The 13,318-nt window shown below is 60.1% G+C and carries 14 protein-coding genes and 1 other RNA gene; 7 read left to right on the top strand and 8 right to left on the bottom strand.

Going from position 1 to position 13,318, the window contains the following annotated elements; all coding sequences use genetic code 11:
- Positions 1-53 precede the first annotated feature (53 nt).
- Together QU481_RS01625 and QU481_RS01620 are read right to left on the bottom strand one after the other, a co-directional pair.
- Positions 54-473, bottom strand: coding sequence for a hypothetical protein (locus tag QU481_RS01625; protein ID WP_289828120.1), 420 nt, complete (start codon positions 471-473; stop codon positions 54-56).
- Positions 470-916 (bottom strand): acyl-CoA thioesterase, encoded by a 447-nt coding sequence (locus tag QU481_RS01620; RefSeq protein ID WP_289828119.1) that lies wholly within the window; start codon positions 914-916, stop codon positions 470-472. The genes QU481_RS01625 and QU481_RS01620 overlap by 4 nt, the downstream gene beginning before the upstream one ends.
- Before the next feature lie 122 nt (positions 917-1,038).
- Between QU481_RS01620 and QU481_RS01615 the strand changes: the two genes are divergently transcribed.
- Positions 1,039-1,491 carry a universal stress protein gene (locus tag QU481_RS01615; RefSeq protein WP_289828118.1) on the top strand — a complete coding sequence of 151 codons (453 nt, stop codon included), beginning with the start codon at positions 1,039-1,041 and terminating at the stop codon, positions 1,489-1,491.
- A 274-nt stretch (positions 1,492-1,765) separates the two neighbouring features.
- On the opposite strand, the gene QU481_RS01610 is transcribed toward QU481_RS01615, so the two are convergent.
- Both QU481_RS01610 and ffs read right to left on the bottom strand, forming a co-directional pair.
- Positions 1,766-2,095, bottom strand: a complete 330-nt coding sequence (locus tag QU481_RS01610; protein ID WP_289828117.1) for a helix-turn-helix domain-containing protein — start codon at positions 2,093-2,095, stop codon at positions 1,766-1,768.
- Between the two features lie 271 nt (positions 2,096-2,366).
- Positions 2,367-2,465, bottom strand: an RNA gene (gene ffs / locus QU481_RS01605) — signal recognition particle sRNA small type.
- A gap of 357 nt (positions 2,466-2,822) precedes the next feature.
- Here ffs and argE point away from each other — a divergent pair.
- The 3 genes from argE (at position 2,823) to QU481_RS01590 (ending at position 7,036) form a co-directional block, all read left to right on the top strand.
- Positions 2,823-3,989 carry an acetylornithine deacetylase gene (gene argE, locus QU481_RS01600; RefSeq protein WP_289828116.1) on the top strand — a complete coding sequence of 389 codons (1,167 nt, stop codon included), beginning with the start codon at positions 2,823-2,825 and terminating at the stop codon, positions 3,987-3,989.
- Positions 3,990-4,246: 257 nt separating this feature from the next.
- Positions 4,247-5,620, top strand: a complete 1,374-nt coding sequence (locus QU481_RS01595; protein ID WP_289828115.1) for a sodium-dependent transporter — start codon at positions 4,247-4,249, stop codon at positions 5,618-5,620.
- Between the two features lie 207 nt (positions 5,621-5,827).
- Positions 5,828-7,036: an amino acid aminotransferase gene (locus QU481_RS01590; protein WP_289828114.1), complete on the top strand. Its 1,209-nt coding sequence runs from the start codon at positions 5,828-5,830 to the stop codon at positions 7,034-7,036.
- A 304-nt stretch (positions 7,037-7,340) separates the two neighbouring features.
- On the opposite strand, the gene QU481_RS01585 is transcribed toward QU481_RS01590, so the two are convergent.
- The 4 genes from QU481_RS01585 to QU481_RS01570 form a co-directional block, all read right to left on the bottom strand.
- A complete protein-coding gene (locus tag QU481_RS01585) occupies positions 7,341-7,778 on the bottom strand; it encodes a hypothetical protein (protein WP_289828113.1) in 438 nt (145 codons plus the stop codon).
- Positions 7,779-8,061: 283 nt separating this feature from the next.
- Positions 8,062-8,652 carry a hypothetical protein gene (locus tag QU481_RS01580; protein WP_289828112.1) on the bottom strand — a complete coding sequence of 197 codons (591 nt, stop codon included), beginning with the start codon at positions 8,650-8,652 and terminating at the stop codon, positions 8,062-8,064.
- Positions 8,652-9,167 (bottom strand): C40 family peptidase, encoded by a 516-nt coding sequence (locus QU481_RS01575; protein WP_289828111.1) that lies wholly within the window; start codon positions 9,165-9,167, stop codon positions 8,652-8,654. The genes QU481_RS01580 and QU481_RS01575 overlap by 1 nt, the downstream gene beginning before the upstream one ends.
- Complete coding sequence (locus QU481_RS01570; RefSeq protein WP_289828110.1) at positions 9,164-11,077, bottom strand: ATP-binding cassette domain-containing protein; 1,914 nt, start codon at positions 11,075-11,077, stop codon at positions 9,164-9,166. Before QU481_RS01570 ends, QU481_RS01575 begins: the two co-directional genes overlap by 4 nt.
- 133 nt (positions 11,078-11,210) lie before the next feature.
- Between QU481_RS01570 and QU481_RS01565 the strand changes: the two genes are divergently transcribed.
- From QU481_RS01565 to folC, 3 genes are read left to right on the top strand one after another with little or no spacing between them, the layout of a single operon-like run.
- A complete protein-coding gene (locus QU481_RS01565; protein WP_289828109.1) occupies positions 11,211-11,564 on the top strand; it encodes a hypothetical protein in 354 nt (117 codons plus the stop codon).
- A gap of 9 nt (positions 11,565-11,573) precedes the next feature.
- Positions 11,574-12,041, top strand: a complete 468-nt coding sequence (locus QU481_RS01560) for a protein YgfX (protein ID WP_289828108.1) — start codon at positions 11,574-11,576, stop codon at positions 12,039-12,041.
- Positions 12,042-12,047: 6 nt separating this feature from the next.
- Positions 12,048-13,316, top strand: coding sequence for a bifunctional tetrahydrofolate synthase/dihydrofolate synthase (gene folC, locus QU481_RS01555; RefSeq protein ID WP_289828107.1), 1,269 nt, complete (start codon positions 12,048-12,050; stop codon positions 13,314-13,316).
- The last annotated feature ends 2 nt before the right edge of the window (positions 13,317-13,318 follow it).

The following is a 13,318-nucleotide window of genomic DNA, read 5'->3' as shown; positions in this document are numbered from 1 at the left end:
AGCAAAAAGCCGCCCGGGCGGGTGCGCGGACGGCTGATGTGGCAAGCGGGTGCTTACGGTTTGACGAACTCGTTTTCCAGGTCGTCCAGCGAGATCAGCCAGCGCTCCATCATATAGCGCAGTATGGCCATTTCCTGCTCACTGATGTCTTCGTGCGACTTGCACAGGTCAATTGCCAGTGCGCAGGTGAGGATGCGCTTATGACGGTCGGTGACGTCTTCGAGAAGGGTGTCGATGCGCTCGCGGTTGATGAGATGAATGGTGCCGCTCTCTGGGTCGGCCTCGTCACTGATGTCGTTGCAGTAGTCGACGAGCACCTGCATGAATTTCTTGCGGCTGATGCCGAGTACGTCGTAGACGTGCAGAAGATCCAGGCTTTCAATTTCGCGCGGGTCCATATTGCCGTCGGCGATCATGAACATGGCGAGCAGGCGTGCCAAGGCTTCCGGGCTATTGGGCGGGTAGTTTTTCATGTTGCCATTCCTTCGTGAGCTGGCGCCAGGCGCGCGACAAAGGCCGGTGGGGTGCGGCAGATCTGTCGTGCGGCGTAATCAAAAAACACCATTCCGGTCTTCAGGCGGGCGACCTCGCGATCGTCTGAGGTCCGAGTCACATGGTAAAGCAATTCGAAGCTGGAGCGACTGATTTCTCCCAATGCAAGGGCAAAGCACAGGTGGTCGCCCTGAAATGCTTCGGCTCGGTATATCACTGCTGCGTCGGCCATGATCAAGCCGAGGCCTTCCACATCGAGTTCACTGTAACCGTAAGATTGAAGGAAGCGCACCCGGGCCTCGTGGGCCAGGCGCAGCAGGGCATCGTTGCCAAGGTGGCCGCCGTAATTCAGGTCGCCGACTCGTACCGACAGCTCGGTATGGAACAGCCAGTGATCCGGCAGTGTGATCTCGACGCGTGCCATGCGGCCTCCGTTCATGAATGTCATGCAGTCTAATCACAGTCTTAATGTGCATCAACCACGTGATGCAGGCATTTGATAGACTGAAATTGTCGGATTCAAATCCATGGGAAGGGAGGGTCAGTATGTACCAGCGAATTTTTGTTCCGGTAGACGATAGTGAAACCTCGAATCTGGCGTTGGCCGAGGCGTGCAAGCTGGCGAAGGAGGTAGGGGCATCGGTACGGCTGGTGCATGTGGTGGATCTGGCGCAGTTTGGCTGGGGTGGGACTGAGTTTCTTGATGCTTCCGAGTTACAAAAGTCGATCAAACACGCAGGTGAGCAGGTGCTGAGTCAGGCTGAAGAGCGGGCTCGGATGCAGGGGCTGGTGCCGGAAACCAAGATATTGGAAAGTTGGGGCGACAAGATCGCGACGGTGTTGCTTGACGACGCACGCGATTGGAAGGCTGATCTGGTCGTAATGGGGACGCATGGCTGGAGCGGTTTGATGCACCTACTGATGGGGAGTGTCGCCGAGGGGCTGCTGAAGAAGGCCACCGTGCCGGTGTTGTTGATTCGCAATCCTGAGGAAAGTTGAGATCGTGTTGTTCGAGAAAATTAAGGGCCGCTAACAAAACCCTTCCGGCGTTGTTGCGCGGCCTTGCCATACTGCCCGTACTGTCTGCGGTAGCGCGCGCCTGGTCGGGACCGCTTTGCGCTTCGCTGGGTTTTGTTAGCGGCTCTAGGTGTGTGTGGGGGGGGGCTCACCCAGGCGGGCATGATGACTTTAGTGGATCAATAGATGCAAAAAGGGCGTTGTGTACCGGGCAAGAAGCCTGTCGGTGAACAACGCCCTTTGGTGGAAGCAGCGATTACAAATTGCCGGCTGTCTCGCCCATGCTGCCTTCTTCCGTTTCAAGCTTGGCGCGTACTGCTTTGCGCAAGCTCTTGTACAGGTCCGGATGGGTCTCTTTCAGGTACTCGACGATTTCAAAATCTTCGCGTTTTACCTTGCTCAGATCGATCTGTTCAACGTGCACAAGGCGCAGCAATTCGCGCACCGGTTTGGGCATATTGCGACCGCTTTCATAGCGGGAGCCGCCCGATTGGGTCACGCCAATGCGGCTCCAGAATTCTTGCTGGTTCAGGCCGAGTTTGCGTCGGATTTCGCGTGGGTTCGCGATCTTTTCAAAGAGTTTCATAATTTCCTCTCGATCTATTAAAGGTGTTAATTGATTTTATGCGTCGTATTGACGTTCTTAATATAGCAAATAATCCATTTGGGATTACCTAGAGTGCATGAGGGCACAGAAAGTTCCCGCATTATTCTTTGCCTTGTAAATATTAGACTGTTCTTATTGATAAAGACAAGGGAATAACTGGATTGTGTCGCAAAATATCACAAATGGATCGTAAAGTCACAAAACTAAAGCCGCCTTGGTAAGGCCCAAGGCGGCTTTAGTTTGAAATTGGGGTGGCGAGCCCGACCCCCGGCACTTGCGCTGAGCGGCTGTGGCTGCTTCCTTCCGGACCTGACCAGGTTGACCGCGTCGCAATGCGGGGAGACCCGCCATAGAGAACGGGATACTAACGGATTCGGGCCGCTTTGCCAAGCGGAATAATGGCTTCTGGAAAGGAAAGCGATTTCGGCGTTCTGTTGTTCTGTGCCACGGCTGGGGCGCTTCGCTGGGGGGGGGGGGCTTGCGATGCTTGGCCGAGGTTGGCGCTGCTAACAAAACGCAGCGCAGCGAAGCCAGGCGGCTGCTGTAGGTGGCTGGAGTGCGTCAAGGCAGTGCAACAACGCCGGGAGGGCGTTGCTAGTGGCTCTTGTTACTAGTGTAGAGGGGGCGGGATGTCGCGGACTGGAGGGTGTTAGACTGGACCTAACCTCTAATCTCAATCATCAGCAGGAGTTGCAAGGTGCCGAACATGGAAATCCGCCAACTGCTCAGCCGCCTGGTGGGCTTCGATACTACCAGTCGTCTCTCCAATCGGGAGTTGATCGACTGGGTGGTCGATTACCTGGCGACGTTAGGCGTTGCTGCGCAGTTGAGTTACAGCGAGGACGGTCAGAAGGCCAATCTGTTCGCGCGGGTCGGCTCGGTCGACGTGCCCGCGATCGTGTTGTCAGGCCATACCGATGTGGTGCCGGTAGACGGGCAGGCGTGGAGCAGCGAGCCGTTTCACGTGGTCGAGCGGGACGGTCGGCTGTACGGTCGCGGCACAGCGGATATGAAGGGGTTCATCGCCTGCGCGCTGGCACTGTTGCCCGAGGCGGTGGCTCGGGCAGAGCGAGGAGAGCTGGTCGTGCCACTGGCGCTGGCCTTGAGCTATGACGAAGAGGTTGGCTGCCTCGGTGTGCACACGCTGGTGGCTGACCTGAAGAGACGTGGGGAGAAAGTTGCCGGCTGCATCGTCGGCGAGCCGACCTCGATGCAGCCGGTGGTCGCCCATAAGGGCATCGCTCACTATAAGGTGTGCGTGACCGGGCGCGAGGCCCATTCGTCGTTGACACCGTTAGGGGTAAACGCGATCGAGTACGCCGCGCGCTTGATTACGTTTGTGCGCGAGCTGGCCGATCGCGAAGCGAGTGGTGGCCGACAGGTGGCGCTCTATGATGTGCCATATACCACCTTGCAAACGGGGCTGGTGCACGGCGGTATTGCCGGCAATATCGTGCCGCGCGACTGCGAGTTTCTGATCGAGTGTCGATGGCTGCCAGGAGAGCGGCATGAACGTTTCATCGAGGCGCTGCAAGGGGAAGCCGAGCGGCTGTTGATAGAAATGCGTAAGGTGGCGCCGGAGGCGTCAATCACAGTCGAAAATGTCGTCCATTGTCCTGCCTTCGAGGCCGATGCAGCCAGCGAAGTGCGTTGCCACGTGGATGCATTGTGCGATCACGCCAAGGGAAGTGGTGTGGCCTATTCGACCGAGGCCGGGGTGTTTCAGCAGGCCGGCATCCCGGCGGTGGTGTGCGGACCTGGTTCGATCCGCGAGGCGCATCGTCCGGACGAGTATGTCGAGATCGCCCAGCTTCAGGCGTGCTTTGCATGGATGCTCCACTTGCTGGACCGCCTGAGTCGGCCTGGCCACTGAATTGCCAACAAGGGTAACGGCCGGCTTGTTTGATGTGCTTGGCAAGCCAGGTCGGCCTGTCATGAGGAGGTGAAGGCGCTGAGATAATCGGGAGGGGCTGGGTCTGCGGGGGTGTGAGTCGGCCGCAAAAAATACTTGGCTCGGCGCGCAAATGGTTGCAGAATCCTCGCCCTTCTGGCCCGCACCCGCGGGTCTTGGGGCAGTCGCCGGGCGCTGATCGTGGTCGGTAAGTGCTGCGTTGCTTTAGGACATCCCTGATGAGCAAGCTCGACTCTTCTCTTGCTGTTGCCAAGCGCGACAGTTTTTCCTCCAGTTTCGGTGTACTCGCTGCCACGCTCGGCTCCGCAGTCGGCCTCGGTAATATCTGGAAATTTCCTTATCTGACTGGCGCCAATGGCGGTGCTGGATTTTTGCTGGTCTATGTGCTGGCGACGCTGCTGGTTGGTCTGCCGGTGATGATCGCCGAGATCATGCTGGGCCGCCGGGCCAAGACCGATTCGGTCGGCACCTTCAAAAAGCTGGCCCCGGGCACACCGTGGTGGCTGATCGGCGGCTTCGGTGTGATCGCTGCCTTCCTGATCATGGCGTTCTATTCCGAGGTGGCCGCCTGGGTGCTGGCCTATGTGTTCAAGGCTATTGCAGGTAGTGCCTTGTCGAGCGATCCAGCGCATACCTCTGCGGCGTTCAGCCAACTGATCCACGATCCGATCCAGTCGCTGTTGTGGCAGTGGGCGGTGTTGGTGCTGATCGGCGGCATTCTGCTGATGGGCGTGTCGAAGGGTATCGAGGCGGTTACCAAGAAACTGATGCCCTTGCTGTTCATCCTTTTGGTGGTGGTCGGTGTGCGCAGTCTGCTGCTGCCCGGTGCAGGGGAGGGGCTGCGTTTCCTGTTCGAGCCGGACTTCTCCAAGATTTCCGCTAGCGTGGTGCTAACGGCGATGGGGCTGGCCTTCTTCAAGCTGTCGATCGGCATGGGCACCATGCTGACCTACGGCAGCTACTTCCGCGACGACCAGAACATTCCGGCGACCACGCTGCGGGTGATGACCGCCGACCTGTTCGTGTCGATGCTGGCCGGCATCGCCATCTTTCCGGCGGTGTTCGCCTTCGGCTTCAAGCCTGAGGCCGGCCCGTCGCTGTTGTTCATCACCATCCCGGCGGTGTTTGCCAATATGCCGCTGGGTCACCTGTTCATGGTGGTGTTCTTCGTGTTGAGCGCGATCGCCGCCACGGGTGCAATGCTGTCGATTCTGGAGGTGCCGGTATCGGTGCTGAGCGAACGCTTTGGCTGGAGTCGCGCCAAGGCCACTGTGTTGACCTTGCTGGCGTTGATGGCGATCGGCGCGACGGCCGCGCTATCGAACAGCGTGCTCTCCGGTTTCAAGCTGTTCGGCATGACGATGTTCGATCTGTTCGACTATGTGACGTCGAATGTGCTGATGCCGATCGGCGGTATTATGCTGTGCCTGTTCACCGGCTGGGTGTGGGGGCCGCAGCGCTTTCGCGAAGCGCTGTCGAATAACGGTAAGCTGGCCAATCAGCCAGTGCTGTCGGTCTTGTTCCTGGTGACGCGTTGGGTGTCGCCGTTACTGATCTTGGTGGTGATGTTGAAGGGTTTGGGTGTGTTCTAAATCGCCACGGATTATATGGATAGGACCCGACAGGCGTCGCATTTGCGGCGCCTGTTGTTTTATCGACGTAGGCCACGAATTGGCGCCGTCTGGGCCGTGCGTGACGTGATGCTCATGGTAGACTAAGTGCACGCCAATTTTCTTGGGCGGTGGCCGGGCAGGGTGTCCCGCCGCGCCGCCTATTCTGCAAAGCAAATGGAGCCCCGCATGACTTCTTCGATCTTCGCCGCCGTGGAAATGGCGCCGCGCGACCCGATTCTTGGCCTGAACGAGGCGTACAACGCCGACACCCGTGCTACCAAGGTGAACCTGGGCGTGGGCGTCTACTACGACGACAACGGCAAGATCCCGCTCTTGGCCGCCGTGAAGACCGCCGAGCGTACCCGCCTGGAAACCATGCCGCCGCGCGGCTACCAGCCGATCGAAGGCCCGGCCGCTTACGACCAAGCGGTGCAGAAGCTGCTGTTCGGCGCCGACAGCGAACTGCTGGCTGCCGGCCGCGTGGTGACCGCGCAGGCCCTGGGTGGCACCGGTGCGCTGAAGATCGGCGCCGACTTCCTGAAGCGCCTGAACCCGGCTGCCAAGGTCTATATCAGCGACCCGAGCTGGGAGAACCACCGCGCGCTGTTCGAGTCGGCTGGTTTCGAAGTGGAAAACTACCCGTACTACGATGCCGAAACCCGCGGCGTGAACTTTGCTGGTATGAAGTCGTTCCTGCAGGGCCTTCCGGCCGGCTCGATCATCGTGTTGCACGCTTGCTGCCACAACCCGACTGGTGCCGACCTGTCTGACGCACAGTGGGTTGAAGTGGTCGAGGTATGTCGTGAGAAGGGCTTGGTGCCGTTCCTCGACATGGCCTACCAGGGCTTTGCCGACGGCATCGATGCCGACGCGGTGGCTGTGCGCCTGTTCTCGACGTCTGGTCTGCAGTTCTTTGTGTCCAGCTCGTTCTCGAAGAGCTTCTCGCTGTATGGCGAGCGCGTCGGCGCGCTGTCGGTGGTGACCGCCTCGAAGGAAGAGTCGGCCCGCGTGCTGTCGCAGCTCAAGCGCGTGATCCGTACTAACTACTCCAACCCGCCGATCCACGGTGGCGCCGTTGTCGCCGCTGTGCTGTCGAACCCGGAGCTGCGTCAGCTGTGGGAAGACGAACTGGCCGGCATGCGCGATCGCATCCGTGCAATGCGTACCGGTCTGGTTGAGCAGCTGAAGGCCAAGGGCGTGGCTCAGGACTTCTCGTTCGTGGCCGCGCAGCGCGGTATGTTCTCGTACACCGGTCTGTCGGCTGCTCAGGTGGAAACCCTGAAGAACGACTTCGGCATCTACGCCGTGTCGACCGGTCGCATCTGCCTGGCTGCACTCAACAGCGGCAACATCGGCTACGTGGCCGAGTCGATCGCGCAGGTGGTGAAAGGCTAAGTCCCCGTTCGTGCTGGATGAAAACCCCGCTGCGGCGGGGTTTTTTGTTGCCGGTGCCTGACATTATGTAGCAGCTGACCAATGTCCCGTTGATTTGCGGTCCAACCCAAATGAAGCCCGCTAGCCTATATAGGCTTTCGGGCGGTCTATTTGGATACCGTATCGCGGGGTTCTCAGAAATGTTCGGCTGATGGCGCTGACTGCACTGATTAGGCTGCAAATCAAATGAATAAACCCTGCATTCTGAAGAGAACGCAGGGAGTGGCGGGTAGGGGTATCTGGCAGGTGGACGACTCGGTGACACTTACCGAGCGGTTGGTTGGCTTGTCCAGCCCGGGTGTGCCGGCTCGTGAGGCAGGTGTTGCTTGATGGCTTGTTCGGCTGCGGCGCCGGTCAGTCCTGCATAGTACAGGCTGACGCCAATGGCAACCGAGTCCTTTTGGATTTCATGGTACACCACCAGTGCTTTGCGTAAGTCGTTGAACAGCAAGTAGGGCGACTGTGCGTCCACGTAGGTCGCGGAATCCTTCATGCCGTGACTGGCGAGTTGTTGAACGAGCGTCAGCAGGCTCTTGTGATTGCGGTCGTCCACGTCCGGATAAGTCAGGCTTAATACGACCAGCTCTTGGCTTCCCAGGAGTTGGGATAGCAGGAGGGGTATCTCGGCGTGGTCGATGCTTGCGACGTTCTTGGTGCTTTTGCTGGCCAATAGGGATGCCAGATTGTCGTTCAATGTGTTCATGGGGTCGTTCTCCGACTGAAAGTCGAGTGTCGTTTAGGTGGGATTATAGTAACCTACTGTAAAGTAACTTTAGTTACAAAATGTACAAGACACAACGGTTAATGTGTAGGGGTGTATGCTGGTTTGCTGGTTTGCTGGTTTGCTCGCGGCGGATTGTGTGACGGCTTACTGGGGGGGTAGAAACCTGCTGCTTTCAGTCTGTAAAGGGGGGTAGTAGGTCAGCGGGCCGGCAAGTTTCAGGTTGGCAACAAGGCGGTAGCCTCGGGTGCCGCTCCGGCTAACTCTACTCCTCGTCGTCGCGTAGTCGTCGAACCACCAGCCGTAGTGCTCCGTTCTCTGTGCGCAATTCGGCCAGAGCAAAGCGGTCGGCCAGGTTTTTGCCGAATAGCGGGCTCTCCAGCCAACGGTTCAGAGTATCGATACGGTCTAGAGCCATGATCAGTCGTTCGCCCTCCAGTCGCAGCCATGGCAGGTCTTTAAGTAGCTGTCCCAGCAGTTGCCGGCCGATCCGGCTATCGAGGCGCTCAAGCAGGGAGCGGCTCACTGCACGACGTAGGCGCGACGGCGAGGTCGACATGCCTTGCAGTCGATAGTCGAGGGCGAGGGTGCGCGATGGCCAGTCGATGCTTGCGGGGCGAAGAGAAAGAAACAGGCGGGCGTGGATCGGCTGGGTAACGGCTAGTTGTAGCTGTAAGTGCTCAGTGTCGAGGGTCAACGCTTCGCAGCGGGCCAGTTCAGGGTCAAGGCGCTTCTGGAGCGAGGAAAGCAACAGAGTCTGTGGCAGTGACACTCCATCTCGGTGCGGGATCGGCAGCCTGGCCGAAAGCTGTTGCCAGCCTTCGGCCAATCTTTGCCGCCAGTTGTCGTCTGCCATCAGGCGAACAGTGTGCGGCCGCCTTCGTAGCGGGCGGCGAAGTAGCTGTTGGACAGCAGGTCGGTGCGGATCGGGCTATTGGTACGTGGTGCGTGCACGAACTTGTTCTCGCCGATGTAGAGGCCCATGTGCGAAAACGGTCGGCCCAGCGTGTTGAAGAACACCAGATCCCCGACGCGCAGTTGGTTGTCAGGGATTGGGCGGGCCAGCCCGGCGATCGCGGCGGCATTGTGTGGCAGTCTCACGCCGACCGCGTTCTGGTAGATGTAGGCAACCATGCCACTGCAGTCGAGACCGGCCTCAGGGTTGTTGCCGCCGAACTGGTAGTCCACATCCAGGAGGCCCATAGTGTAGATCAGTATCTCACTACCGGCGCCATCCGCCTGCAGACTGGACAGCTCGATCGGCCGGCGCGGGGTGCGCGGCTTGAGCGATGCAGTCTTTCTCGGCGGCGCACTGGAGCAGGCGGCGAGTGTCAGTACGGCAAGGGCGGACAGGGCGTGGCGACGGTTCATGCGTTCTTGGCCTCGAGTTCTTCCCAGCGGGACAGTTTATCCAGCAGCAACAGCTCGATTTCCTCGATACGGGTCTGCCAGCCGTGCGCCTCGCGCGGGGTGTCTCGGTAAACGTTCGGGTCGAGCAGCTTTTCGTTCAGTGTGGCCTGTTCGGCTTCGAGCTCGGCGATCTCGTCCGGCAGGCGCTCCAGCTCGCGTTTCTCGTTGAACGATAGCTTGTTGCTGCGTGGTTTCTCTCGCACCGGCTTGGCTGCTTCGGCTGCCGGCACGGCGTCTTTCTTCTTTTCGGCAGGTTTCATCGCGGCCATACGGGCGCGGGTGTCGATCCAGTCTTGGTAGCCGCCCGGATATTCTTCCAGCTTGCCGTTGCCTTCGAAGGCGATCACCTGGGTGACGACGTTGTCGAGGAAGGCGCGGTCGTGGCTGACCAGGAACACGGTTCCGCTGTACTGGTCGATCACTTCCTCGAGAAGTTCCAGCGTGTCGATGTCGAGGTCGTTGGTCGGCTCATCGAGCACCAGCACGTTGGCAGGGCGGGTGAACAGCCGCGCCAGCAGCAGGCGATTGCGCTCGCCGCCGGACAGCGAACGCACGGGGCTGCGTGCGCGCTCCGGTGAGAACAGGAAGTCCTCCAGATAGCTCATCACGTGCTTTTTCTGCCCGGCGATCTCGACGAAGTCGTTGCCCTGGCTGATCACGTCGGCGACACTCATTTCTTCGTCGAGCTGCTCGCGGAACTGGTCGAAATAGGCGATCTCGAGCTTGGTGCCGCGCTTGACGCTGCCGCTGTCAGGCTCCAGCTCGCCGAGGATTAGTTTCAATAGCGTGGTCTTGCCCGCGCCGTTCGGGCCGATCAGGCCGATCTTGTCGCCACGCAGGATGCGGCTGGTGAAGTCACGAATCAGCGTCTTGCCGTCAAAGCCCTTGCTGACGTGTTCGAGCTCGGCGACCAGTTTGCCGGAGCGCTCGCCCGGGTCGAGCTGGAAGTTGACTTGGCCGACCCGCTCGCGGCGCGAGGCACGTTCTCGGCGAATCTGCTCCAGACGGCGTACCCGGCCCTCGTTGCGGGTGCGGCGCGCCTCGATGCCCCTGCGGATCCAGACTTCTTCCTGGGCATGAAACTTGTCGAACAGGCGGTTCTGTTCTTCCTCGACCGCCAGTTCCTCGGCCTTCTTGGTCTGGTAGGCGGTAAAGTTGCCTGGGTAGCTGCGCAGGATGCCACGGTCCAATTCGATGATGCGGCTGGCAACATTGTCGAGGAAGCGTCTATCGTGAGTGATCAGGAGCACGCTGCCGGCGAAGTTCTTCAGCAGACCCTCCAGCCATTCGATGGCGGACACGTCCAGGTGGTTGGTCGGTTCGTCGAGCAGCAGCACGTCGGGCTTGGCGGCAAGCGCGCGTGCCAGTGCTACGCGTTTCTTCCAGCCGCCGGACAGGTCGCCAATGCGGGTGTCCGGGTTGAGGTTCAAGTGCGAGAGGGTGGTCGAGATCAATGCATCGAACTGCCAGCCATCGCGGGCCTCCAGCTCATGCTGGATGTGCTGCATGGCTTCGAGGGCTTGCTCGTGGTTGGCCGAAGGGTCGGCCAGTTGTGCGGTGGCCTTGTGGTAGTCGGAAAGCAGAGCCTTGAGTTCGCCAAGTCCCTCGGCGACGGCATCGAACACACTGTGGTCGAGGTCGAACACGGGTTCCTGTGGGACATAGGCCACCTTGATGTCGCTGCGCGCGGTGATGCGGCCGTCGTCCAGCCGAGTGGTGCCGGCAATGGCCTTGAGTAGCGATGACTTGCCGGCGCCGTTGCGGCCGATCAGCCCGACTACCTCGCCCGGCTCGAGCGCGAAGTTTACCCGGTCCAGAAGCGGCCAGTGGCCGAAGGCGAGAGAAGCGTTGTCGACGGTAATCAATGCCATGGAAAGACTCTATAAAGCAGGCTGGAAATGTAGCCGATTCTAGCATGCGCCACGCAGCGGCCTGGTATACAATGCCGGCCAATTGCCCGCCAGGGGCCGGCTCCTCCGGTTCCGCGACCTGAAAGGAAGCGCCATGTACTTTGTTGATCGTTCCGTCGCCGTGATCAAGCCCAAAGCCCCGTTCCTCGACTGGCTGAACAAGGTGCCTGACAACGATATGGTCGATTTGAGCCTGGAGGCGCTGCGCTCCGACTGCACCGTGATCCTGCTGCCGGAATTCAACGAGCCGGAAGAAGGCGTGGCGTACATCGATGAGATCTACGAGCAGTTGTTCAAGATGGAGTTGGCCAGCTGGTACGAAGACGACGCGCTCTGGCCGACCGACCTGTCGCTGAAGGCGTTCTGGGAGTGGTTCGATGTGGAAATCCACTCGACCGTGATCGACAGCGTCGACGACGACCTGACCAACAGCCCGGCCCTGCAATAAGGCGAGCCGATGGCGGCGACGCTGACGCCGTTTTCGGCCAACCTTCATCGCTCGCGCCGCTGGCTGACGTTGGTGCTGTCGATGCACGGCGTATTGGCCCTGGTGCTGTTGGCCTACCTGCCCGCATGGTGGGGGCTGCTGTTGGCCGTACCGCTGACGCTGTGGCTGGCTTTGGCGCCGGAGGGGTGGTTGCCAGGGCAACGCCGGGTGGTGCGGCTGACGGTCGATCCACGTGGCCGTCTGCTGGTGGCGTTTGAACGCTCGCCTTGGTCGAATGGTGCCGAAAGCCCGGCAGAACTGCTCGACGACAGCTTCATTTCTACGTGGCTGATCGTGCTTAACCTGCGCGTCGAAGGGCGTCGGCACAGCGTGATGGTGTGGCCCGACTCGGTGTCTGCCGAGTTTCATCGTGCACTGCGCGTCTATTCATTGTGGTTTCAGGCGGCCGACAAATCGGCCCCCGTTGTGGAAATCTGACTTATCGTGTTTGCTTCTGACTCCCTGGCCGACTGGCTGCACTACCAAGAACAATTGCACACCGCCACTATCGACATGGGCTTGGCCCGGGTCAGTGCGGTGCGCGATGCCATGCATCTGGTGCCGGATTTTCCGGTGATCATTGTCGGCGGCACCAACGGCAAGGGCTCGGTAAGCGCGATGCTGTCGACTATGCTGGCGCGTGCCGGTTTCAAAGTCGGCACTTACACTTCGCCACACCTCTTGCGCTACAACGAGCGCATCGCGCTGAACATGCAACCGGCCAGCGACGCGCAGATCGTCAAGAGCTTCGCCGCGATCGAGGCGGCTCGTGGTGACATTTCGCTGAGCTATTTCGAGTTCGGCACGTTGGCGGCGATGCATACGTTCATCGATCAGAAGGTCGACGTCGCTGTGCTCGAGGTGGGGCTCGGCGGCCGGCTCGACGCGGTCAACATTTTTGATGCCGACGTGGCGGTGGTGGTCAGCGTGGATCTCGATCACCAGGAATACCTCGGCGACACCCGCGAGCTGGTCGGTTTCGAGAAAGCCGGCATCTTTCGAGCCGGCCGTCCGGCCATCTGCGCCGATCCGAATCCGCCGGCCAGCCTGATCGAGCAGGCCGAGAAGATCGGTACCAAGTTGATCTGCTACGGCCCTGATTTCGGCTATACCAAGCTCGACAACCAATGGTCGTTCCACATGGGCGAGGCGCGCCGGCATGCGCTGCCGCTCCCGGCTCTGCGCGGTGGCTATCAGCTGGTCAACGCCTCGGCGGCGCTCGCAGTGCTCGAATGCCTGCGAGAGCGCCTGCCGGTCGGTATCGGCGCGATCAAGCAGGGACTGGTCGAGGTGGAGTGGCCCGGGCGCTTCCAGGTGCTGCCAGGTAGGCCATTGGTGGTGCTCGACGTTGGACACAATCCGCATGCGGTGAAGGCAATGGTGGCGAGCCTGACCGTGCTGCCGTTCGCCGAGAATCGCATCGCGGTGTTTTCGATGCTGGCCGACAAGGACATCGACACGGTAATCGAACTTGCCAAGGGGGCGTTCGACACTTGGTATGTCGGCGGACTCGACATGCTACGCGGTCAGAGCGGGGAGGCGATCGGTGCCAAGCTGGCCGAGCACCAAGTGGCCAACGTCAAGGTGTTCGATAGCGTCGATGCCGCTTGGCAAGCTGCCTTATCGAGTGCCGGCGAGAATGATAGAATCGCTGTCTTCGGATCCTTCCATACTGTGGCTGCCGTGCTAGAGGCACGACAGCACAATGCTTGAGG

The organism is Crenobacter oryzisoli (assembly GCF_030385785.1).
Classification (GTDB): Bacteria; Pseudomonadota; Gammaproteobacteria; order Burkholderiales; family Chromobacteriaceae; genus Crenobacter_A; species Crenobacter_A oryzisoli.
The sequence above is the reverse complement of the archived record's forward strand: the minus strand, read 5'-3'. Positions and strand labels throughout refer to the sequence as shown.

Excerpts from the sequence above, each read along its gene's own strand:
- QU481_RS01625 (WP_289828120.1), bottom strand. The coding sequence starts at position 473 with ATGAAAAACTACCCGCCCAATAGCCCGGAAGCCTTGGCACGCCTGCTC.
- QU481_RS01620 (WP_289828119.1), bottom strand. The coding sequence starts at position 916 with ATGGCACGCGTCGAGATCACACTGCCGGATCACTGGCTGTTCCATACC.
- QU481_RS01615 (WP_289828118.1), top strand. The coding sequence starts at position 1,039 with ATGTACCAGCGAATTTTTGTTCCGGTAGACGATAGTGAAACCTCGAAT.
- QU481_RS01610 (WP_289828117.1), bottom strand. The coding sequence starts at position 2,095 with ATGAAACTCTTTGAAAAGATCGCGAACCCACGCGAAATCCGACGCAAA.
- argE (WP_289828116.1), top strand. The coding sequence starts at position 2,823 with ATGGAAATCCGCCAACTGCTCAGCCGCCTGGTGGGCTTCGATACTACC.
- QU481_RS01595 (WP_289828115.1), top strand. The coding sequence starts at position 4,247 with ATGAGCAAGCTCGACTCTTCTCTTGCTGTTGCCAAGCGCGACAGTTTT.
- QU481_RS01590 (WP_289828114.1), top strand. The coding sequence starts at position 5,828 with ATGACTTCTTCGATCTTCGCCGCCGTGGAAATGGCGCCGCGCGACCCG.
- QU481_RS01585 (WP_289828113.1), bottom strand. The coding sequence starts at position 7,778 with ATGAACACATTGAACGACAATCTGGCATCCCTATTGGCCAGCAAAAGC.
- QU481_RS01580 (WP_289828112.1), bottom strand. The coding sequence starts at position 8,652 with ATGGCAGACGACAACTGGCGGCAAAGATTGGCCGAAGGCTGGCAACAG.
- QU481_RS01575 (WP_289828111.1), bottom strand. The coding sequence starts at position 9,167 with ATGAACCGTCGCCACGCCCTGTCCGCCCTTGCCGTACTGACACTCGCC.
- QU481_RS01570 (WP_289828110.1), bottom strand. The coding sequence starts at position 11,077 with ATGGCATTGATTACCGTCGACAACGCTTCTCTCGCCTTCGGCCACTGG.
- QU481_RS01565 (WP_289828109.1), top strand. The coding sequence starts at position 11,211 with ATGTACTTTGTTGATCGTTCCGTCGCCGTGATCAAGCCCAAAGCCCCG.
- QU481_RS01560 (WP_289828108.1), top strand. The coding sequence starts at position 11,574 with ATGGCGGCGACGCTGACGCCGTTTTCGGCCAACCTTCATCGCTCGCGC.